Below are 21,064 nucleotides of genomic sequence, written 5' to 3'. Positions count from 1 at the left end.
GCGAGGCAAGTCCTGGCCGGTCCCCACGGCGAGTGAACTTGGCTTCCGCGTCACCATTCGATGTGAGAACCATAACGGAGCGTGATGATTGGCGTCCGGATTCTTGGTCAAGCCGTGAGTCCGATCGCTCTGCGTAATCATACTAATCAGGACGAGCGGCGCGCTACCGTAGCGCTGTGTCGCAGCCGAAGCCGCTCAATCTGCCGTTCGACCCCATCGACCGTGCCGCGGAGTCGTGGCGCGCTCACTTCGGGGCTTCTTCCGCGATGGCCGCCGTCACCTCGATCATGAGAGCGCACCAGATCCTGCTGTCGCAACTCGACTCGCTGCTCAAGCCGTACGACCTGACCTTCGCCAGGTACGAGGCCCTGGTGCTGCTGACCTTCAGCAGGACCGGAGCCCTTCCGCTGTGGAAGATCGGAGAGCGGCTCATGGTGCACCCGACGAGTGTGACCAACACCATCGACCGGCTGGAGAAGTCGGGTTTCGTCTGCCGGATGCCCAACCCGGAGGACGGCCGCGGGGTGCTCGCCGAGATCACCGACGCGGGGCGCGACGTCGTACGGCGGGCCACGGCCGATCTGATGGCGGCGGACTTCGGCCTGACCATGTACGGCGAGGACGAGCTGCGGCAGCTCTTCGACGGGCTGCGCACGCTACGGGTGGCGGCGGGTGACTTCTCCACGGCGTCGATGCGGCAAGATGATGAGCATGGCGGACTTCTCTAGGCCCGGGTCGCTCTACGGAGCCATAGACCTGGGCGCGCGTAAGCAGGCACTCGAGGCACAGGCCCGGCGGGAGGCCGGGGGTCCCCAGGCGGCCACGTCGGGCTCGATCGTCGACGTGACCGAGGAGACGTTCACTACCGAGGTCATTGACCGCTCGATGAGCGTGCCGGTCGTCCTCGACCTCTGGTCTCCGCGTGCGCCCGGCAGCGCTCAGCTCAGCCCGGTGCTGGAGAAAGTGGTCGGCGAGCTGGGCGGCCGGGCGATCCTGGCCAAGGTCAACGTTGACGCCAGCCCCCAGATCGCGCAGGCGCTGCGGGTGCAGGCGGTGCCGACCGTGCTGGCCATCTTCCAGGGGCAGGCCGTCACCGGCTTCCAGCAGGTGCTGCCCGAGCAGGAGGTGCGCCGCTGGCTCGACGAGCTGATGGGCGCGGTCGAGCAGTTCTACCAGGCCAACCCCGACGCCCGGCCGGCGGATGCGGGTGATCGGCAGGACGAGCCCGCCGGGCCGCCCGCCGATCCCGACCTGCTGGCCGCCGAGGAGGCCGTCGACAAGGGCGACCTCGACGCGGCCGAGGCGGCCTACCAGCGGCTGCTGGCCCGCACGCCGGGCAACGAGGACGCGAAGATGGGGCTGGCGGGCGTCGGCCTGATCAAGCGGACGGCCGACGTCGACCCCGCTGACGTGCAGCGTCGCATGCAGGACCCGGCCGACATCGACGCCCAGTTGCTGGCGGCCGACCTGGAGATGCTGTCGGGCTCGATCGACGAGGCGTTCGACCGGATCATCGGTGTGGTCAAGCGCACCTCGGGCGACGACCGCGACAAGGCGCGGCGCCACCTGCTCGGTCTGTTCGAGGCGCTACCCGCAGAAGACCCTTCTTTGGCCAAGGCACGTAGAGCTTTGTCCAGCGCGCTGTTCTAACCTGGACCTATGCGGGTCGTCACGATCTCGGCGACGTATGGCACGGCCGGCAGCCACATCGGCCCGGCCGTGGCCGAGCGCTTGGGCGTGCCCTTCGTCGACCGCGCCATCCCCAGCACCGTCGCCCAGGAGCTGGGCTGCACGCTGGAGGAGGCGCTGGCCCACGACGACCGGGCCGAACACGGCCTCGGCCGGTTGCTCTCCGGCGCGATGCGCCTGCCGACGGTCACCTTCGGCGGCGTCGACATGTACGTCCCCGGCGCGATGCCGATCGCGCAGGAGGAGTTCGTCCGCCGCACCGAACGCCTGCTCAAGGACACGGCGCGCGGTCAGGGCGGGGTCTTCCTCGGCCGGGCGGGGGCCGTCGTCCTCGCCGACCATCCCGGCGCGCTGCACGTCAGGCTCGACGCCCCGCTGAAGCGCCGGGTGCGGCAGACCGCCACGCTGGGCGAGCTCAGCGAGCGTGAGGCGCGCAAGATCGTGGAGGACAACGACCGCGCGCGCACCGCCTACGTGCGCCACTTCTACCGTGCCGACCCGGCGGATCCCTCCCTATATCACCTGGTCATCGATAGTACGAGTATTCCTGTGTCGACCTGCGTGGATTTGATAGCCATCGCGGCCGAGGCACTCGACTGACCCGAACTCCCCCTACCATGGGAGAACTTCTTGGTCAGTCCCGAAGGAGCATTTGACGTGGCGACCGTCCCCAGTGTGTCGTACTCCATCACCGTGCGACTTGAGGTGCCCGCAGGCGGCAAGGCCGTCAGCCAGCTCACCCACGCCGTAGAGTCGGCGGGTGGTGTGGTCACCGCGCTCGACGTCACCAACGCGGGCCACGAGAAGCTGCGCATCGACGTCACCTGCGCGGCTCGGGACACCGACCACGCGCAGGCGATCGTCGACCAGCTCGAGTCCGTCGACGGCGTCGTCATCCACAAGGTCTCCGACCGCACCTTCCTCATGCACCTCGGCGGCAAGATCGAGATGGTGTCGAAGGTGCCGCTGCGCAACCGCGACGAGCTGTCCATGGCCTACACCCCCGGTGTGGCGCGTGTGTCGATGGCCATCGCGCGCAACAAGGAGGACGCGCGGCGGCTGACCATCAAGCGCAACACGGTCGCCGTCGTCACCGACGGCTCCGCCGTGCTCGGGCTGGGCAACATCGGCCCGGAGGCGGCGCTGCCGGTCATGGAGGGCAAGGCGGCCCTGTTCAAACGCTTCGCGGGCATCGACGCCTGGCCGATCTGCCTCGACACGCAGGACGTCGACGAGATCGTCCGTACGGTCCAGGTCATCGCGCCGGGCTTCGGTGGCATCAACCTCGAGGACATCGGCGCGCCGCGCTGCTTCGAGGTCGAGCGGCGGCTGCGTGAGCTGCTCGACATCCCGGTCTTCCACGACGACCAGCACGGCACCGCCATCTGCGTGCTGGCCGCGCTCACCAACGCGCTGCGCGTGGTGGGCAAGCCCATCGAGGGCGTCAAGATCGCCATGGCGGGCGCGGGCGCGGCCGGCAACGCGGTGCTGCGCCTGCTGCTGGCGGCGGGCGCGCGCAGCGTCGTCGTCTGCGACTACCTCGGCGCCGTGCACAAGGGCCGCGACGACCTCGACGAGTCGCTGCGCTGGATCGCCGACCACACCAACGCCGAGGGCTACTCGGGTGACCTGCGCGGGGCGCTCAAGGGCGCCGACGTGTTCATCGGGGTGTCCGCACCGGGCATCCTGACCGGCGCGGACATCGCCACGATGGCCGACGACGCGGTGGTGTTCGCCCTCGCCAACCCGGAGCCCGAGGTGTCGCCGGACGACGCCCGCGAGCACGCGGCCGTGGTGGCGACCGGGCGGTCGGACTATCCCAACCAGATCAACAACGTGCTGGCGTTCCCGGGCGTGTTCCGGGGTCTGCTCGACGCGCAGGCGACCGAGGTGAGCCAGGAGATGCTGCTGGCCGCGGCGCACGCGCTCGCGGCCGTGGTGGCTCCGGAGGAGCTCGGCCCCAACTACATCGTGCCGAGCGTGTTCCACCCGGACGTGGCGACCGCGGTCGCCGCCGCCGTCCGCGACTCGGCGGGCGGGCGTGCGAGGGGCTTCACCGAGGCCTGATTTTCAACGGCACAGAAGCGATTTTCTTTTACGGCACAGCCGCCCCCACCGCCACCCGCCGACCAGGGCTGAGGGCCTCCAGGAAGACGGCCGCTGACCGGATGGTGGCTGGGCGCCGTTACGGCGTCTTCTGGGCCGGTGGCGGCTCTTTCGAGACCGTCGGGATGATGCGGTAGTCGGCCGGTGGCGAAGAGGGCCTCCGTGGGTCGTCACCTGGCCGTGGGTGCGGTCGCGGAAGTGGCGTAGCGAGGCCTCGTTCACAGGCGGTCTTCCCTTCTGATCGCGGTGTGGGCGGCGATGGCCAGGACCAGGGCCGCGTTGATCAGGACTGCGGTCGTCACTCCTTGGAGGATCGTGCCCATGGCGGCCGTGACCATCGCGCTCATGACCGGGATGCCCATGGTGATGCCGATCTGCTGCGTCATCGTGGCGAGGCCCGTGGCCAGACCCTGTTCGGAGCTGGGCAGGCCAGAGGTGGCGGTCACCATGAAGGCGACGATCGCCAGCATGTTGCCGACGCCGCCGATGAAGGTGGCCACCAGGAGGAGCCAGATCCAGCCCGCCTCCGGGCCGAGGAGGGTCAACGCCGCCGTCGCCGCCGCCTGCACCAGGAAGCCGGCCGCCAGCGTCCGGCGGTTGCCGAGGCGGGACAGCACGCGCGGGGCCGCGATCCCGCCGAGCACCGTGCCGAGGCCGAGCACGCCGAACGCCAGTCCCGTGGCCAGGGCCGAGTAGCCGAGGACCTTCTGCAGGTAGAGCGTCATGAGGAAGACCAGCGACGTCTCCGTGGCGAACGCGACCAGCCCCGCCAGGTTGCCCCACTTCACGGTGGGCCTGGCCAGGATCGTCACCGGTACGAGCGGCGCGGGCGCCTGCCGTTCGACGAACCAGAACGTCACCAGCAGGACGGCCCCCGCCAGCAGCGCACCGATCCCGGCCGGGTCGGTGAAGCCGTGCTCGCCGGCTCGGGTGAGCCCGAACACTAGCGCCAGCAGGCCCGCGGTCACCGTCACCGCGCCCGGCAGGTCCATCCTGGGCCGGTCCGCGGGGCGGCTCTCGGCGGGCAGGACCGGGGCGGCGGCCAGGACGGCGAGCGCGACCGGAACGTTCACGAAGAACGCCCACCGCCAGCTCAGCAGGTCGGTCAGCAGCCCGCCCAGGATGGCGCCCGAGGTGAAACCGGCCGACATCAGCGCCCCGTTCAGCCCCAGCGCCCGTGCCCGCAGCGGCCCCTCAGGGAACGTGGTGGTCAGCAGAGCCAGCCCGGCCGGGGTGACGGCGGCCGTGGCCAGCCCCTGGGCCACCCTGGCGACCAGGAGCAGGCCGGGCGACGTCGCCAGCCCGCCGGCCAGTGAGGAGAGCCCGAGCAACGCCATCCCGCCCAGGAACAACCGGCGCCGCCCGAACAGGTCCGCGATCCGGCCGAACAGCAGCGTGAACCCGGCCGCCGCGAGCGCGAACGCGGTCGCCACCCACTGCAGGTCGGCCAGCTCGAACCCGAGCCCGGCGCCGATCACCGGCAGCGCGACGTTCAGGATGGAGAAGTCGACGGCGAGCATGAACTGGGATCCGAGCAACAGCACCAGGACCAGCCGCTGCCGCCCCGTCATCCGGACGGCTTGCGAGGTCACGGTCATGTCATCCCCCTAATGGGTCTTTTGTTCCGTTAAGATGGGGATGACGGTAGCACGCTGAGGAGGCTTAATGGAACAGGATTCCCGTTTGGCTGGGACGGTGCGCCCCGGTGGCCGTACGGCAAGGGTCCGGGCGGCGGTCCTGGAGGCCGCTCAGGACGAGCTGGTGCTCCATGGCTTCCACGGCCTCACCATGGACGCGGTGGCCGCCCGCGCGGGCGTCGGCAAGACCACGGTCTACCGCCGCTGGACCGGTACGGCGGGCTTGGTGGCCGACCTCATGACGGAGCTGGCCGACCAGTCGGCCGCCCACGCGAACACCGGCACCATCGAGGAGGACCTGCGCGCCAACGCCCTGGGTGTCCTGAACGCCATCACGGACCAACGCCTCGGCCCCACACTTCAGGCGGTCATCGCCGCTGCCACCTGCGACGACGAGGCGGCGGCTGCCCTGAGCGCCTTCTATGACCGGCGGATCAGGGAATGGGCCAAGTCGATCGATCTTGCGGTCCGGCGCGGCGAGCTCCCGGAGGGCACCGACGGCGAAGAGGTCATCAGGGCGATCTCGGCCCCCCTGTACTACCGACTGCTGGTCACGCGGGAGCCGGTGGACAAGGAGACGGCTGAGCGATCGGTGGCTCGCGCTCTGGTGGCGGCTCGCAATGGCGCGTTCGTGGAGTGACGTCTAGTGCCCATATGGTGGCAGAAAGTAACAACAGGGTGGTAGGGGAGCGAGATGCGGGGTTGACCCTTCATGATGGAGGTATGGCGGAAGCGATCTACGTCGGCGGTTTACTGGTGGCGACGCCGCTTCTCGACGACCCCAACTTCCGGCGTAGCGTCGTGCTCATCCTCGAACACGACGTCGACGGCGGCACTCTCGGCGTGGTCCTGAACCGGCCGAGCGACATCTCGGTGACGCAGGTGCTGCCGGTGTGGGACCCCCTGGTGACCGGGCCATCGGTGCTGTTCGAGGGCGGTCCGGTGCAGACCGACAGCGCGCTGGCGCTGGCGGCGGTGCCTAGCGGTCAGGAGCCGCTGGGCTGGCGCAGGCTGCACGCGGGCACGCCCGCGGTCTCCCGGCTGGGCACAGTTGATCTGGACGCGCCGCCGGAGATCCTGCAGGGCGAGATCGCGCAGATGCGGATCTTCGCCGGATACGCGGGCTGGACGTCCGGGCAGCTGGAGAGCGAGATCGCCGAAGGGGCCTGGTACGTCGTCGACTCGGAGGCGGGCGACACCTTCCACACCGACCCCGGTTCGCTGTGGCGCAACGTGCTGCGGCGGCAGCCGGGCGAGCTGGCCTTCGTGGCGACCTGCCCGGACGATCCGACGCTGAATTAGATGCGACGCCGAACTAGACGTCCCAGCCGGGGCGGAAGGCGTTCTGGGCGAGTTCGAGGGTCTCCTCCATGCGCTCCACGAGGATCCGCACATCCGTCACCTCGCGGTGCGGGCATTCGAACCCGACCCGCAGGATCGACATCGCGAACGCGACGATGAGGTGGGTGCGCTGATCGGTGGTCACGTCGACGTTCCTGCGGGCGGCGATCTCGACGGCCAGGCGGCGCTCGGTCGCCGCGCCCCTGGCGACGGACTGGCCCACCAGATGCGGATTCTCCTCCATGAGCCGCCGCAACTTCAGGAATCTTGCCGTGTCCTCGGGCGTTGATCCCTCCATGTCGCGGACGACCGCGCGCAACCCCTGGATCAGCGCGGTGAAGGAGGGCTCGTCGGCGGGGCGGTTCCGCAGGGTCTCCAGCATGATCTCCTCGCCGTGGTCGTGGAACCACAGCGCGAGATGGTCCTTGCTGGTGAAGTAGCGGAAGAACGTCCGCGGGGAGATCTCGACCGACCCCGCTATCTGGTCCACCGTGGTCGAGTCGTACCCTTGTTCGAGGAACAGGTCGAGCGCGGCGTCGAGGATCGCCAGGCGCGTCTTCTCCTTCTTGCGTTCCCTTAGACCCACACGCGTCACTCCCTAGAAACTTTCCTGTCATGGTGTGTCATAAGTCATACGCCGTCAAATAAAAGCCGTTTGTCATCTGTCAGCGACTGCCATAGATTACCTGAGGCTTAAGTGACTTATGCCCCGGTGTGGGGCGGTACGTACTGAGGGGGATCTCATGGCTAACGCGAGGACGGTCGAGGCGCCGTCGTCGCCCGGCCCCGGGGAGACGGGGTCCGGCGGCAATCCGTGGTTGGTGCTGCTGGCGGTCTGCCTGGGCGTCATCATGGTCATGCTCGACGGCACCGTGGTCGGCATCGCCAATCCGTCCATCCAGCACGACCTGGGCGCATCGCTGTCCGACCTGCAGTGGGTGACCAGCGGTTACCTGCTGGCGCTGGCGGTGTTCCTGATCACGGCGGGCAAGCTGGGTGACCTTTTCGGGCACAAGCGGGTCTTCCTGATCGGTGTCGCCGGGTTCGCGCTGTCCTCGATCGGCATCGGCCTCAGCCAGGAGCTGGCGGACATCGTCCCGGGTGTGTCGCCGATCGGCGCGCTGATCGGCCTGCGGGTGCTGCAGGGCCTGTTCGGCGCCCTTCTCCAGCCCGCCGCCCTGGCCCTGCTGCGCGGTGCCTTCCCCGGTGAGAAGCTGAACGCGGCCATGGGCGCCTGGGGTGCCATCATCGGCCTGTCCAGCGCGGCCGGCCCGATCGTGGGCGGCGTCCTGGTCGAGAACGTCAGCTGGCAGTCCGTCTTCTTCATCAACGCGCCGGTGGGGATCATCGCCCTGGTCATGGGCATCTTCCTCATCAAGGAGAACCGTATCCCGTCGCTGGCCAGGATCGACTGGCTCGGCGTGGTGCTGCTGTCGGGCGCGATGTTCTCGCTCGTCTGGACGATCATCAAGGCCCCCGAGTGGGGTTGGGGCGACAGCACGACGCTCAGCTTCATCGCCGGGTTCGTCGTGCTCATCGCCGCCTTCGTCTTCTGGCAGAGCAAGGCCAAGCAGCCGCTGGTCCCGCTGTCGCTGTTCAAGAACCGGTCCGTCTCCATCGGCACCGTGCTGATGATGATGGTGGCGTTCGCCATGTTCGGGGCGATGTTCTTCCTGGGCTTCTTCTTCCAGGGCGTTCACGGCCTGTCCCCGCTGGACGCGGGCCTGCGCATGCTGCCGATGAGCGCCGGCATGATCGTGGCCTCGCCGCTGGCCGGCATGCTGATCGGCAAGATCGGCGCGAAGTACACGATGGCCGCCGGTCTGCTGATCACCGCGACCTCGATGTTCCTCATGTCGCAGTTGAGCATCGACGCCACGTTCTTCGAGAGCGCCGTCCCGTTCGTGCTGCTGGCCTTCGGCCTCTCGCCGGTCTTCGTCGGCGCCACCGAGATCATCGTGGGCAACGCCCCGATCCAGCTCAGCGGTGTCGCGGGTGGCCTGCAGCAGTCGGCCATGCAGGTCGGCGGCGCGCTCGGCACCGCCATCCTGGGCGCCGTCATGGCGTCCGAGATCTCCAGCAAGCTGCCCGGCTACCTCGGCCCGGCGGCCAAGGCGATCCCGGCGGACCAGCTTCCCCTGCTGGAGAAGGCCGCCGCCTTCGGCGGGCTCCCGCCCGGCACTCCGCAGCAGCTCCAGCAACTGGTGGGCGGGGCCGTGCACAACGCGTTCATGGACGGCATGCACCTGGCCTTCCTGGTCAGCACCGGCATCGCGATCCTGACCGCGGGTCTGACGCTGTTCGTCAAGGCCGGGCGCAAGAGCGAGGGCGCGCCGGTGCACATCGGCTGAGCCTTTTGTCGTCCGTACGGCCCTCGCCTGGTGGCGGGGGCCGTACGCGTGTCCAAGGGGTGGGCTCGGCCGTCTCGGCCGGGAAGACTCGGTCGGAGGCGGGCATAGACTCGGGGGGGTGAGTACGAAGATCCTCCCTGAGCAGGAGACCACCCCGCGGACATCGCATGGCGACGGCGATCACGAGCGGTTCTCGCACTACGCGGACAAGCACAAGATCACCGAGAGCATGGTCACCGGCACTCCGATCCGGGCCCTGTGCGGCAAGGTCTGGGTGCCCAGTCGCGATCCCAAGAAATATCCGGTGTGCCCCGAGTGCAAGGAGATCTACGAGGGGCTGCCGTCGGGTGGGGGCGACGACAAGAACGAGTGAGTGTTGATCACATGTGATCACCCACGGGAGAGCTACCGTCTGCATACGGACGTACTCATACCGTAACGGGGGATTGCATGGCCCGGCGCGCGACCGCCGTCTCTTTGGCATGCCTGCTCGCGGCCGGGCTCACACCGCCGCTCCGCCCTGCCGCCACGGCCTGGGCCGCGGCCGACTGCCCCGCCGCGCGGCGCGAGGCGGATCCGCGCACGGCCCACAGCGGCGCGTCGAGTGGGGTGGGTCTCCGAATGGCCCACGACGGCGCGTCGAGCGCGGGTGGTCCGGATGCGGCTCGCGATGGCGCGTCGAGTGCGGCGGTCTCGGGGCTGGGGGATGATCCGCGGTCGCCGGGGCCGCGGGAGCCCAAGCCGCGGGACGTGCAGCAGGTGCTGGCCGAGCTCGACCAGCGGCTCGCCGGGGTGACGGTGCCGGACGCGGTCACCGTTCCCACCTGGGTGCACGTGCTGACCGACGGCGTCCGGCGGGCCTCGGACGCGGCCATCAAGGCGCAGATCGACACGCTCAACGCCGCCTACAGCGGTGCGCTGGGCGGTGCCCCCAGCGGGGTGCGGTTCCGTCTCGACGGCATCTCGGTCAAGCAGAACGCCACCTGGTTCGTCGACCCGATCGCCAACGAGCGCGCCATGAAGACCGCCCTGCGCAAGGGCGGTCCCGAGACCCTCAACCTCTACATCGGCCAACTGGGCGACCTCGTCCTCGGCTACTCCGCCTACCCCTACTGGTACAACGACAGCCCCGCCCTCGACGGCGTGGTCATCGACTGGCGCAGCCTGCCCGGCGGCACGATGGTCAACTACGACCGCGGCTACACCGCCGTACACGAGATCGGCCACTGGCTCGGCCTCTTCCACACCTTCGAGAACGGCTGCGCCAGCCCGGGCGACGGCATCGCCGACACGCCGCCCGAGGCCAAGCCCACGGAAGGCTGTCCCGAGACCAAGGAGACCTGCGCGGAGCTGGGCGGGGATCCCATCCACAACTTCATGGACTACGCGCATGACCGGTGCATGTGGGAGTTCACGCCTGAGCAGGCGAAGCGCATGCACCAGATGTGGGCCGTCTACCGGGGCCGGGGCCTGCTGGCCGCACCCTGAAATAACGGCACAACTAGGATGTGTGAGTGACAGCACCGAAGGCACTCGACACTCCATACGATCAACCGCGCATCTTCGGTTCGGCCTACCGGGCGGCGACCATCGGCATCCTGCTGGTGATCACACTGATCGCCTTCGAGGGCATGTCGGTGAGCGTGGTGATGCCGGTCGTCTCCCGGCAGCTCGACGCGCTCGACCTCTACGGCCTGAGCTTCTCGGCCTTCCTCATCGCCAGCCTGTTCGCGAACGTGGTGTCCGGGCTCTGGTCGGACCGGCGTGGCTACACGATGCCGTTCCTGCTCGGGGTGGTGCTGTTCGTGGTCGGGATGGGGCTGGCGGGGGCGGCGGCGACCAAGGTGCTGTTCCTGGCCGCGCGGGCCGTGCAGGGGCTGGGCGCGGGATGCACGATCGTCGCCGTGTACGTGATGATCGCCCGGGTCTATCCGGCCGCCCTGCGGCCCAAGATATTCGCCGGGCTGTCGGCGGCCTGGGTGGTGCCCGCCATGGTGGGCCCGGCCGTGGCCGGGTTCGTGGCATCCGCGTGGGGGTGGCGGTGGGTGTTCTTCGGGATCATCCCGCTCGTGGTGCCGGCCCTGGTGATGTTGGTCCCCGCCCTGAAGAAGCGCGCCGACGAGCCGGCGTCCGACGAGGGTGGGGGGTCGTCGCAGGGTGCCCGGTCCAGGCCGTTCGCGATGACCGTGGCCGCCACCGCCGCCGCCGGTGGGGCGGGCGTGCTGCTGTACGGCGTGGACAAGCTGCACATCTCACCGGTGCCGAGCGCCGTCGCGGTGCTGGCCGGGCTGGCCTGCCTCGGTTATGGCCTGTCCAAGCTGCTGCCGCCGGGCGCGCTGCGCTTCGGACAGGGTCTGCCGACCACGATCATGATGCGCGGCATGTTCTCGGCCGCCTTCTTCGGCGTGAACTCGTTCATCCCCCTCGCTCTCCAGCAGGTCAAGGAGTTCGGCCCCACGGCGGCGGGCATCGCGCTCACGACCGGCGCCCTCGGCTGGTCCACCGGCTCCTACCTGCAGAGCAGGCGCGCGGTCGAGCCGTATCGGCGGATCCGGCTGGGGGCCGCCTGCGTCATGGCGGGGGTGCTGCTCGGGCTGCTGTCGGTCCTGCCCGGGATCACCGGCTGGGTCGCGGTGCCGGCGTGGATCGTGGCGGGGTTCGGGATGGGCATCGGCATGACCACGGTCAGCGTCACGGCGCTCAAGCAGTCGCCGGTCAACGAGCAGGGGGCCAACTCCGCCGCCCTCTCGGTGACGGACATGCTGGGATCGGCGCTGGCGGTGGGCGCGGGGGGCGCGCTGGTCAACGTCATCGGGCACAGCCCGGGGATGATCGCGCGCGGCTTCGTGGTCATCTGCTGTCTGATGTCGGCCATCGCCCTGGCCGCTACTCTCCTCGCCTCCCGTACCCGCTCCGATTGACGAGCGTTTCCTGTCCCTCCTGTCACAGCGATCACGGAACGCCGGATCCGCGCGAGAAGGAGTGATAGGACAGCGGACAGGAGGTGTCATGGAGGACGATCGCCGCGTGTGGCCGCCGAGTTCTGGAGCCAGGCACCGCCGGACACTTCCCGACCCGCCTGAGCCTTCCGACCCGCCTGAGCCTCCGGCTGAGGCGGCGCCGAGGCGGGTTCGCAGGGGCGGGGATCCGTATCCGCGGGGTGGGCGGCGGGACGAGGGGGCGCGGCCGTCCAGGCCCGCGCAGCGCGAGCCCACGGCCGTCGACGACGACCCCGGCCAAGCGCTTCGAGAGGCCCTGACCCGGCGAGCTCCCGTGAGTGGGCGAGGCTCCGTGGTCGGGCGAGATCCCGGGAGCGGGCGAGACCCTGTAACCGGACGAGACTCCGTGGCCGGGCGAGATCCCGGCAGCGGACGAGACCCCGTGGCCGGGCAAGATCCCGGGAGCAGCAGAGACTCCGTGAGCGGGCGAGATCCCGTGACTCGGTTCGGACGGTTGCGGCGCGGCTCCGCGGGTGGTGATGACGGGTTCTCGTGGCACGGGAGGAGCGGCCCGGAGGGTGGTGAGCGGGACGAACCGGAGGATCTGTGGAATCCACGGCCGCGGCGCACCACCGAGCGGGGCCTTGACCGGGACGACGGCGACCCGCAGGTGCCGTGGGAGTCGCTGCCCCCGTCCGCCCGTCACTACGGGGCGCCCGCCGATCCAGGCCTGTCGAGGCGGGTGTCGGTACGGCGGTGGGGGCGGCCGGCCGAGGCGGTGATCGCGCTGCTCCTGGCCGCCGGGCTGGTCGCGGCGCTGGTCATGGTCGTGCTGCGGATCGCCGTCCCGAAACCCGCGACGGCGCGGTTGACCGACTCGCTGGCCGGCGTGACGATCACGCTGCCGGCCGGGTGGCAGGAGGGCGCGGTGCCGCCTGTGACCGGATTCACCTCGGTCGCCAGGAGCGACGGCGCGCTCGTCATGGCCAGGCCGGTCCCCGATCCGGTGGCCGATGTGACAAAGGCCACCAAGGACGCGGCGGAGCTGTACTCCAGGCTCCTGCTCAAAGGTGACAAGGTCGATGTCGTCGAGGACAAAGCACTCCCTCAGGGACACACGCGTGCGCTACGAGCGCAATACCAGGATGTGGTGAACAGACCCGCCTACCTACGTGTCACACTCCTCAACCGGGGCGGCAAGGCAGTACTGCTGGTCGGGCTGCTCCAACCCGAAGAAACCACCCGAAAGCAGGCACTCGACGCGCTGATGTCGAGTGTGCGATAAGCCCCGTACGCCCCTTAGCACGCGAGGATGAGCTTGGCCAGGATCCACGGTGCACGGCACGTCTTGTCGGTGGGCCCGATTACTCTTGGGTCACTGTGAGACAGCGAAGCACACGAACCCCAGAGGTGATGCGGTGAGCTCCTTCGCCGCATCCCATCTTTCGCCTTCCTACCCCGACCGCGCCGCATGGGGCACCGCCCCAAAGCTGCGCGCCTGGCAGCAGCAGGCGTTCGACCTGTATTTCAGGCGCGAGCCGCGTGACTTCCTCACCGTGGCGACGCCGGGCGCGGGCAAGACGACCTATGCCCTGCGCATCGCCAGCGAGCTGCTCGCCAACGGGGTGATCAGGGCGATCACCATCGTCACCCCCACCGAGCACCTCAAGCGCCAGTGGGCCGACGCCGCGAGCAAGGTCGGCATCGGCATCGACCCCGAGTTCAAGAACAGCCAGGGCGCCACCTCCCGCGACTATCTCGGCGTGGCCGTGACGTACGCGCAGGTCGCCATGCACCCCGCCCTGCACCGGGCGCGCACGGAGGCCCGCAAGACGCTCGTCATCTTCGACGAGATCCACCACGCGGGCGACGCCAAGTCGTGGGGCGACGGCATCCGCGAGGCGTTCGAGCCCGCAGTCCGCAGGCTGCAGCTGACCGGCACGCCGTTCAGGTCCGACGACAACCCGATCCCGTTCGTCGGCTACGAGGAGGACACCGAGGGGCTCAAGCGCAGCGTCTCCGACTTCTCCTACGGCTACGGCCCGGCCCTCGACGACGGGGTCGTCCGGCCGGTCATCTTCCTGGCCTACTCCGGCGAGATGAAGTGGCGCACCCGCGCGGGCGACGAGCTCGCCGCCACGCTGGGCACGCCGCTCACCAAGGACCAGCTCTCCCAGGCCTGGCGCGCCGCGCTCGACCCCAAGGGCGACTGGATCCGCCAGGTCATGGAGGCCGCCGACCGGCGGCTGACAGAGGTGCGCCGCGGTGTTCCCGACGCCGGTGGCCTGGTCATCGCGACCGACCACGAGGCGGCCCGCGCCTACGCCCGCCACCTGCGCAACATCTCCGGTGAGGGCGCCACCGTCGTGCTCTCCGACGACCCGGGCGCCTCCAACAAGATCAAGCAGTTCGCCGCGTCCGGTGATCGCTGGCTGGTGGCGGTCCGGATGGTGTCCGAAGGCGTCGACATCCCGCGGCTGTGTGTGGGGGTCTACGCCACGTCGACCTCCACGCCGCTGTTCTTCGCCCAGGCGGTGGGCCGCTTCGTGCGGGCCCGCAAGCGCGGTGAGATGGCCTCGGTGTTCCTGCCCTCGGTGCCGACCCTCATGGGCCTGGCCAACGAGATGGAGCTGGAGCGCGACCACGTGCTCAACCGCCGTCCGCCGGAGGACGGGCTGGACGACAGCCTGCTGGAGGACGCCAACAGGAAGAAGGACAATCCGGACGTCCTCGGGGACGAGTTGCCGTTCGAGATGATGGAGACGTCGGCGACGTTCGACCGCGTGCTGTTCGACGGCGGCGAGTTCGGCACCGGCGCGGAGGTCGGCTCGGCCGAGGAGGAGGACTTCCTCGGGCTGCCCGGCCTGCTGGAGCCCGACCAGGTGGCCACGCTGCTGCGCAAGCGGCAGTCGGACCAGCAGGCCGCCAGGGCCAAGAAGACCGAGAGCGCCCCGCCCGCGCTGGCGCCGCACGAGCAGATCGCCGAGCTCCGGCGCGAGCTCAACGGCCTCGTGGGCGCCTGGAACCACCGCACCGGCCAGCCCCACGGCGTCATCCACTCGGACCTTCGCCGGGCCTGCGGTGGGCCGCCCATCGCCCAGGCCACCGCCGCCGAGATCCAGGAGCGGATCGACAAGATCCGCCAGTGGGCCACCCAGCGACGCTAGCCGAGCCGCCCGGTTTCATCAGCCGGGCGGCCGACCGCAATCTTGGCGTTCCGGTGGCCGTGGACCCCGAGAAGTGTCACGGTTAGGACACGGCAGCGAAGAGCCTGCTCATGGCCACGCCGGACGCCGATCCAGAGATCGTCATGCTCTGGCCCCCTCTACGCGTTTGGTCACACCGCCGTGGCCTATCGTTAGACAACCACCGGAACCGGCAACACCAGACGATGGCTGCCTTGGGAAACACAGAAGGACTTCACCCATGTCATCTGGGGGCACGGGAAAATCGGCGTTCGTCGTCACTTCTGGCCTCTCGGGAAACGCCATCATCACCCGGCTGAGCGGCGATCTCGACGCCTCCGCGGTGCCGGCCTTCCGCGAGCACATGGCGCGCATCTGGGCACTCCCGGCGAAACCCTTCCTGATCCTGGATCTGCGGGAGATCACCTTCTGCGACTCCGTGGGGATGAACGAGCTCGTCGAGATCCTGCAGCGGTGCGAGGCCAGGGAGACCCGGCTGCTGCTCGGCGGGGTGCAGGGGGTCATGGGGCGGGTGCTGTTCATCACGGGGCTGCGGCACGCGTTCGAGGTCTACACCGACCTGGACGACGCGCTGCGGCAGGGTTCGGTCATCTCGTAGGAGTCGTCGGCCGGGGGATGGGGCGCCCGGTGCGGCCGTCGACCGGGCGCAGACGCGCGGCGGCGGGCGGGTCGAGCGGCACCCGCAGCGAGGCGGCTCCGTGGGCGACGTGTACGGACACCGTACGCACCCCTTTGCCTTCCTCGCGGACCGGCCCTTCGCGGACCCAGACGCGCAGCCTGCGGCCTTCGGGGCGGAGCGTGACCTGCGCCGTCGCGCACTCGTCGGGCGCGGCCGCCCAGGACAGCGTGAGATCGTCGCGCGGGCCGCTCAGCCGTGCCGTCTCGGGCACCGGCGCGTGCTCCGCGCAGCCCATCGAGAACACGCTGGGCGGCGGCACGTCATGGGCGACGACCGCGGCCTCCCGCTCCTCGGTGGTCATCGCCACCGTGGCCGCCTCCAGCAGCACCAGCGTCAGCACGGCCCCGGCCCTGGCCGGGTTGCGCCCGCGGACGAGCACCCAGAGGCTGAGCGGGGCGAGCAGCAGCCAGGCCAGGCCGAGCGAGAAGGTGAGCATGGGGAACCTCACACATGAGGACGACATCGCATCGCTCTCCGTGGCGGCGCATGTTCGGAGAGCATTCGCCCTCTTGGATATCACATGACCGCAGCGTCGCGCACCGCGTACTCCTCGTGGTCGAGGGTCAGGCCACGGACGGCGTGCCCTGCAGGACGGCGCCGGCGGCACTCAGCTCCGACAGCGCGATGTCCGTGGTCTGCCGCGCCACCCCCGCCGTGAGGTCGAGCAGCACGCGTACGGCCAGGCCGTGCGCGACCGCGTCGAGCGCCGTGGCGCGCACGCAGTGGTCCGTGGCGATCCCCACCACGTCCACCTCGCTCACCCCGCGCTCGGCCAGCCAGTCGGCCAGCGACACCTCGTCACCGGAGGCGCCCTCGAACCCGCTGTAGGCGGCGGCGTGCGCGCCCTTGGAGAAGACCTCCTCGACCGCCGAGACGTCGAAGGCCGGGTGGAAGTCCGCGCCCGGCGTGCCCGCGACGCAGTGCGCCGGCCAGGTCGTCACGTAGTCGGGGGCCTCGGAGAAGTGGTCGCCCGGGCTGACGTGATAGTCGCGGGTGGCCACCACATGGTCGTAGCCGTGATCGGCCACGTAACGGGTGATCGCGGCGGCCACCTCGGATCCGCCCGCCACGGGCAGGCTGCCGCCCTCACAGAAGTCGTTCTGCACATCGACGATGATCAGCGCGCTCCCCATAGGAAGCACCATACGTCAGGCGAACTCCGTGGCGATCGCCGCGTACCCCCGGCCCAGATGCAGCGCCTCCTGGGGGAGGCCCGCGATGGTCCTGGCGTGCCGCTCGCGGGCCGCGCCGAGCGGCTCCCTGCCGATGACCTCGCCGTCCCGCACGAGCTGGTGCAGCAGCGGTACGCCGCCCTCCGGCGCCGGCCCCGACGTGGTGATCAGCTCGGTCTCGGCGTGCCCGCTCTCGTCGAACAGGCGGTAGGGCTCCTTGCGGCCGCCGCGCGACGGCTTGCCGACCGACCGCTTGGCCACCGGCTCCATGACGCCCGCCGAGGTCTCGCGCGCCACCATCTTGTAGACCAGCGCGGCCGTGGGCACGCCCGAGCCCGTCACCAGCGAGGTGCCCACACCGTAGCCGTCGACGGGGGCGGCGGCCAGCGCGGCGATGGCGTACTCGTCCAGGTCGGAGGTGACCACGATGCGGGTGTTGAACGCGCCGAGCGCGTCGAGCTGCTCGCGTACCTCCTGCGCGGCCGCCGCCAGGTCGCCGGAGTCGATCCGCACCGCGCCCAGCTTGGCGCCCGCCAGCTCGACCGCCGTGCGGACCGCCTCGGGCACCTCGTAGGTGTCGATCAGCAGCGTGGTCTCCGGGCCGAGCGCGGCGATCTGGGCTTCGAACGCCGCCCGCTCGGTGTCGTGCAGCAGCGTGAACGCGTGCGCCGCCGTACCGGCCGTCGGAACGCCGTAGATCTTCCCCGCCATCAGGTTGGAGGTGGAGGCGAAGCCGGCGATGTAGGCGGCGCGGGCGGCCGCCACGGCGGACCACTCGTGGGTGCGGCGCGAGCCCATCTCGATGATCGGGCGGTTGCCCGCCGCGTTCGTCATCCGGGAGGCGGCCGAGGCGATGGCGCAGTCATGATTGAGGATGGAGAGCGTCAAAGTCTCGAGGAGTACGGCCTCGGCGAACGTGCCTTCCACCACCATGATCGGGGAGGCGGGGAAGTAGACGTCGCCCTCGCGGTAGCCGTACACGTCGCCGGAGAAGCGGTAGTCGGCGAGGAAGGCGAGGGTCGGTTCGTCGACCACCTGCTTCTCCCGCAGGTAGGACAGCTCCTCGTCACGGAAACGGAAGTCTTCCAGCTCGTCCAGGACACGTCCCGTCCCGGCGACAACCCCGTATCGCCGTCCGCCCGGCAGATGCCGGGCGAACACCTCGAAAACCGCCCGCCGATGGGCGGCGCCGCTCCGCAGCGCCGCCTGGAGCATCGTCAGTTCATAGTGATCTGTGAGCAACGCGGTGCTCATGGTCATACCCACGACTCGAAGACTACGGCCGGGGTAGGGCAGGATGGGGGATGTGGGGAGCACTGCGCCAATGGCCGTCGAGCGTCCGTCAACGGACGTCCGGCCCGATCTGCCGTGGGTGACGATCGTCTGGAACGACCCGGTCAACCTCATGTCCTACGTGACGTACGTTTTCCAGACGGTGTTCGGCTACTCCAAGGAGAAGGCCGAGAAACTCATGATGGACGTGCACAAGAAAGGCAAGGCCGTCGTGTCCAGCGGCACCCGGGAGGAGATGGAGCGCGATGTGCAGATTCTCCACTCCTACGGCCTGTGGGCGACGGTCCAGCCGGATTCGGTGAAGTGAGGCGGCACACGTGAACTCGGGGTTCTCGACGCGGGACGGCGGCGGCGTCATCGCGAAGTTCGAGGCGGCGGAGGTGTCGATCCTGCGCTCGCTGGTCACCCAGGTGCTCGGATTGGTGGCGCCCGGCGAGACCGGGGACGACCCGCTGGAGCGGGCACTCGGCATCGGAGCCGGGCTGGCGCCGTCCGACCCGGTGCTCGCCCGCCTGTTCCCCTCGGCCTACGACGACGCGGAGGAGGCGGCGGAGTTCCGCCGCTACACCGAGGCGACGCTGCGCGACGGCAAGCGCGCCGACGCGCAGACCATGCTCGACAGCGCCAGACCTGGGCGTAGCGAGCTCACGCCCGAGCAGGCCCAGGCGTGGCTGCGCGCGCTCAACGACGTACGGCTGGCCCTCGGCACCAAGCTCGAGGTGACCGAGGAGATCCACGACGAGATCGCCACCATGTCCGAGGACGACCCCCGCTACCCGGCCTACGTCACCTACGACTGGCTGACCTACCTGCAGGACACCCTGGTCCGGGCCCTCTGGTAATTTCCGGGACATGCTGACGATCGCGCAGGAACTGGTTGACCAGATCGTCGCCCATGCGCGGGCCGACCACCCCGACGAGGCATGCGGCGTGATCGCGGGACGGGACGGCGTGCCCGAGCGGTTCGTCCCGATGGAGAACGCCGAGCGCTCGCCCACCTTCTACCGCTTCGACTCGATGGAGCAGCTGCGCGTCTGGCGTGACATGGACGACCGCGACGAAGTGCCCGTTGTGATCTACCACTCCCACACGGCGACCGAGGCCTACCCGTCGCGCACCGACGTGACCTACGCCTCCGAGCCGGACGCCCACTACGTCCTGGTCTCCACCAGGGACGCGGACGAGACGGAGTTCCGCTCCTACCGCATCCTCGACGGAGTGATAACGGAGGAAGAGGTAAGATTTCTCCCATGATGGTCAGGCCGGTGCAGAGCTACCTCTTCGCGCATACCCCGGCTGTCGTCGTCTACGACTGTCGCTGATCAGGAATCCGTGTTCAGCCGTCGGTGTTGCTGCCGATGGGACGACGACCTGACCCGAGGAGACTGACCGCGATGGCTATCGAGGTTCGCATTCCGACCATCCTTCGTACCTATACCGACGGCGCCAAAGCCGTCGACGCCGAGGGCGCCACCCTCGACGAGCTGATCAGCAACCTGGAGTCCGCGCATCCCGGACTCAAGGCCCGCCTGATCGACCAGGGGAGCCTGCGCCGCTTCGTCAACGTGTACGTGAACGACGAGGACGTGCGCTTCCTCGGCGGCCTCGGCACGCCGGTGTCCGACGGTGACACGGTGACCGTGCTGCCCGCTGTCGCCGGCGGGTGACATGCGTTTCGAATCGCTGATCGACTCGGTCGGCCGCACGCCCCTCGTCGGCCTTCCCCGGCTCTCGCCGTCGGCCGACGTACGGCTCTGGGCCAAGCTCGAGGACCGCAACCCGACCGGTTCGATCAAGGACCGGCCCGCGCTGTGGATGGTCGAGCAGGCCGAGAAGGACGGGCTGCTCACGCCCGGCTGCACGATCCTGGAGCCCACCAGCGGCAACACCGGCATCTCGCTGGCGATGTCGGCCAAGCTCAAGGGCTACAAGCTGATCTGCGTAATGCCGGAGAACACCTCCGAGGAGCGCCGCCAGCTGCTGCGCATGTGGGGCGCGGAGATCATCTCGTCGGCCGCGGCGGGCGGCTCCAACGAGGCCGTACGAGTGGCCAAGGGGCTCGCGGCCGAACATCCGGACTGGGTGATGCTCTACCAGTACGGCAACCCGGCCAACTGGCGCTCCCACTATGAGTCGACGGGGCCGGAGATCCTTGAGGACCTGCCCGGCGTGACCCACTTCGTCGCCGGGCTCGGCACGACGGGGACGCTCATGGGGGTGGGGCGGTTCCTGCGCGAGCGCGTGCCAGGTGTGCGGATCGTGGCCGCCGAGCCGCGTTACGGCGAGCTGGTCTACGGGCTGCGCAACGTGGACGAGGGGTTCATCCCCGAGCTCTACGACGAGTCCGTGCTGACCACGCGGTTCTCGGTGGGGTCGGCCGACGCGCTGCGCCGTACGCGGGAACTGCTCGCCGCGGAGGGGATCTTCGCCGGCGTGTCCACGGGGGCGGCGTTGCACGCCGCCCTGGGCATGGCCGCCAAGGCGGTGAAGGCGGGGGAGAGCGCCGACGTCGTCTTCGTGGTCGCCGACGGCGGCTGGAAATACCTGTCCACAGGAGCCTACGAAGGCACCCTGGACGAAGCCGAGCACCGCCTCGAAGGCCAGCTCTGGGCGTGACAGTGGCCGCCCCCTGAGGGGCGGCCACCTTTGCT

Annotated in this window: 23 protein-coding genes; 18 read left to right on the top strand and 5 right to left on the bottom strand. The window is 69.7% G+C overall.

All coding sequences use genetic code 11. The features are described 5' to 3' along the window. Nucleotides 1-176: 176 nt before the first annotated feature. The 4 genes from KME78_RS00985 to KME78_RS00970 are packed head-to-tail and all read left to right on the top strand — an operon-like array spanning nucleotide 177 to nucleotide 3,756. Nucleotides 177-728 (top strand): MarR family winged helix-turn-helix transcriptional regulator, encoded by a 552-nt coding sequence (locus KME78_RS00985; protein ID WP_219526767.1) that lies wholly within the window; start codon nucleotides 177-179, stop codon nucleotides 726-728. Next, the gene (locus tag KME78_RS00980) at nucleotides 712-1,650 is read left to right on the top strand and encodes a tetratricopeptide repeat protein (protein ID WP_219526766.1); all 939 of its coding nucleotides are present in this window, start codon (nucleotides 712-714) and stop codon (nucleotides 1,648-1,650) included. The genes KME78_RS00985 and KME78_RS00980 overlap by 17 nt, the downstream gene beginning before the upstream one ends. Before the next feature lie 9 nt (nucleotides 1,651-1,659). After that, on the top strand, nucleotides 1,660-2,289 hold the full coding sequence (locus KME78_RS00975; protein ID WP_219526765.1) for a cytidylate kinase-like family protein: 630 nt from the start codon (nucleotides 1,660-1,662) through the stop codon (nucleotides 2,287-2,289). Between the two features lie 57 nt (nucleotides 2,290-2,346). Beyond that, a complete protein-coding gene (locus KME78_RS00970; RefSeq protein WP_219526764.1) occupies nucleotides 2,347-3,756 on the top strand; it encodes an NAD-dependent malic enzyme in 1,410 nt (469 codons plus the stop codon). A 257-nt stretch (nucleotides 3,757-4,013) separates the two neighbouring features. Here KME78_RS00970 and KME78_RS00965 read toward each other — a convergent pair whose 3' ends face one another. Beyond that, nucleotides 4,014-5,393: an MFS transporter gene (locus KME78_RS00965; protein ID WP_219526763.1), complete on the bottom strand. Its 1,380-nt coding sequence runs from the start codon at nucleotides 5,391-5,393 to the stop codon at nucleotides 4,014-4,016. 67 nt (nucleotides 5,394-5,460) lie between these two features. On the opposite strand from KME78_RS00965, the gene KME78_RS00960 reads away from it, so the two are divergent. Together KME78_RS00960 and KME78_RS00955 are read left to right on the top strand one after the other, a co-directional pair. Then, nucleotides 5,461-6,072, top strand: coding sequence for a TetR/AcrR family transcriptional regulator (locus KME78_RS00960; RefSeq protein WP_219526762.1), 612 nt, complete (start codon nucleotides 5,461-5,463; stop codon nucleotides 6,070-6,072). A gap of 83 nt (nucleotides 6,073-6,155) precedes the next feature. After that, the gene (locus KME78_RS00955; RefSeq protein ID WP_219526761.1) at nucleotides 6,156-6,734 is read left to right on the top strand and encodes a YqgE/AlgH family protein; all 579 of its coding nucleotides are present in this window, start codon (nucleotides 6,156-6,158) and stop codon (nucleotides 6,732-6,734) included. Nucleotides 6,735-6,747: 13 nt separating this feature from the next. Here KME78_RS00955 and KME78_RS00950 read toward each other — a convergent pair whose 3' ends face one another. After that, nucleotides 6,748-7,359: a TetR family transcriptional regulator gene (locus KME78_RS00950; RefSeq protein WP_308126758.1), complete on the bottom strand. Its 612-nt coding sequence runs from the start codon at nucleotides 7,357-7,359 to the stop codon at nucleotides 6,748-6,750. Nucleotides 7,360-7,516: 157 nt separating this feature from the next. Between KME78_RS00950 and KME78_RS00945 the strand changes: the two genes are divergently transcribed. The 7 genes from KME78_RS00945 to KME78_RS00915 all read left to right on the top strand — a co-directional run bounded on the left by KME78_RS00945 (nucleotide 7,517) and on the right by KME78_RS00915 (nucleotide 15,867). Continuing rightward, nucleotides 7,517-9,124, top strand: a complete 1,608-nt coding sequence (locus KME78_RS00945) for an MFS transporter (RefSeq protein ID WP_219526759.1) — start codon at nucleotides 7,517-7,519, stop codon at nucleotides 9,122-9,124. A gap of 118 nt (nucleotides 9,125-9,242) precedes the next feature. Continuing rightward, a complete protein-coding gene (locus KME78_RS00940) occupies nucleotides 9,243-9,497 on the top strand; it encodes a DUF3039 domain-containing protein (protein ID WP_219526758.1) in 255 nt (84 codons plus the stop codon). A gap of 77 nt (nucleotides 9,498-9,574) precedes the next feature. Next, nucleotides 9,575-10,612, top strand: coding sequence for a zinc metalloprotease (locus tag KME78_RS00935; protein ID WP_219526757.1), 1,038 nt, complete (start codon nucleotides 9,575-9,577; stop codon nucleotides 10,610-10,612). 26 nt (nucleotides 10,613-10,638) lie between these two features. Next, on the top strand, nucleotides 10,639-12,045 hold the full coding sequence (locus KME78_RS00930; RefSeq protein WP_219526756.1) for an MFS transporter: 1,407 nt from the start codon (nucleotides 10,639-10,641) through the stop codon (nucleotides 12,043-12,045). A gap of 514 nt (nucleotides 12,046-12,559) precedes the next feature. Next, entirely contained in the window at nucleotides 12,560-13,348 is a 789-nt protein-coding gene (locus KME78_RS00925; protein ID WP_219526755.1) for a hypothetical protein, read from the top strand. A 133-nt stretch (nucleotides 13,349-13,481) separates the two neighbouring features. Beyond that, nucleotides 13,482-15,230 carry a DEAD/DEAH box helicase gene (locus KME78_RS00920; RefSeq protein WP_219526754.1) on the top strand — a complete coding sequence of 583 codons (1,749 nt, stop codon included), beginning with the start codon at nucleotides 13,482-13,484 and terminating at the stop codon, nucleotides 15,228-15,230. A gap of 259 nt (nucleotides 15,231-15,489) precedes the next feature. After that, nucleotides 15,490-15,867 carry an STAS domain-containing protein gene (locus KME78_RS00915; RefSeq protein ID WP_219526753.1) on the top strand — a complete coding sequence of 126 codons (378 nt, stop codon included), beginning with the start codon at nucleotides 15,490-15,492 and terminating at the stop codon, nucleotides 15,865-15,867. Here KME78_RS00915 and KME78_RS00910 read toward each other — a convergent pair. The 3 genes from KME78_RS00910 to KME78_RS00900 all read right to left on the bottom strand — a co-directional run bounded on the left by KME78_RS00910 (nucleotide 15,857) and on the right by KME78_RS00900 (nucleotide 18,380). After that, entirely contained in the window at nucleotides 15,857-16,384 is a 528-nt protein-coding gene (locus KME78_RS00910) for a hypothetical protein (protein WP_219526752.1), read from the bottom strand. The two genes, KME78_RS00915 and KME78_RS00910, sit on opposite strands and share 11 nt — an antisense overlap. Nucleotides 16,385-16,511: 127 nt before the next feature. Then, nucleotides 16,512-17,081, bottom strand: a complete 570-nt coding sequence (locus tag KME78_RS00905; RefSeq protein ID WP_219526751.1) for a nicotinamidase — start codon at nucleotides 17,079-17,081, stop codon at nucleotides 16,512-16,514. A gap of 15 nt (nucleotides 17,082-17,096) precedes the next feature. Further along, complete coding sequence (locus tag KME78_RS00900) at nucleotides 17,097-18,380, bottom strand: nicotinate phosphoribosyltransferase (protein ID WP_219526750.1); 1,284 nt, start codon at nucleotides 18,378-18,380, stop codon at nucleotides 17,097-17,099. Between the two features lie 64 nt (nucleotides 18,381-18,444). On the opposite strand from KME78_RS00900, the gene clpS reads away from it, so the two are divergent. From clpS to KME78_RS00875, 5 genes are all read left to right on the top strand, one after another. Further along, nucleotides 18,445-18,720, top strand: a complete 276-nt coding sequence (gene clpS / locus KME78_RS00895) for an ATP-dependent Clp protease adapter ClpS (protein ID WP_372454859.1) — start codon at nucleotides 18,445-18,447, stop codon at nucleotides 18,718-18,720. Nucleotides 18,721-18,730: 10 nt separating this feature from the next. Next, a complete protein-coding gene (locus KME78_RS00890; RefSeq protein WP_219526748.1) occupies nucleotides 18,731-19,255 on the top strand; it encodes a DUF2017 domain-containing protein in 525 nt (174 codons plus the stop codon). Between the two features lie 10 nt (nucleotides 19,256-19,265). After that, a complete protein-coding gene (locus KME78_RS00885) occupies nucleotides 19,266-19,667 on the top strand; it encodes a M67 family metallopeptidase (RefSeq protein WP_219526747.1) in 402 nt (133 codons plus the stop codon). A 140-nt stretch (nucleotides 19,668-19,807) separates the two neighbouring features. After that, nucleotides 19,808-20,080: a MoaD/ThiS family protein gene (locus tag KME78_RS00880; protein WP_219526746.1), complete on the top strand. Its 273-nt coding sequence runs from the start codon at nucleotides 19,808-19,810 to the stop codon at nucleotides 20,078-20,080. 1 nt (nucleotide 20,081) lies between these two features. After that, a complete protein-coding gene (locus KME78_RS00875; RefSeq protein WP_219526745.1) occupies nucleotides 20,082-21,029 on the top strand; it encodes a PLP-dependent cysteine synthase family protein in 948 nt (315 codons plus the stop codon). Nucleotides 21,030-21,064 lie beyond the last annotated feature (35 nt).

The organism is Nonomuraea guangzhouensis, from assembly GCF_019396345.1.
Lineage (GTDB): Bacteria > Actinomycetota > Actinomycetes > Streptosporangiales > Streptosporangiaceae > Nonomuraea > Nonomuraea guangzhouensis.
Note: the sequence above shows the minus strand (reverse complement) of the source record. Positions and strands in the feature narration are given on the sequence as shown.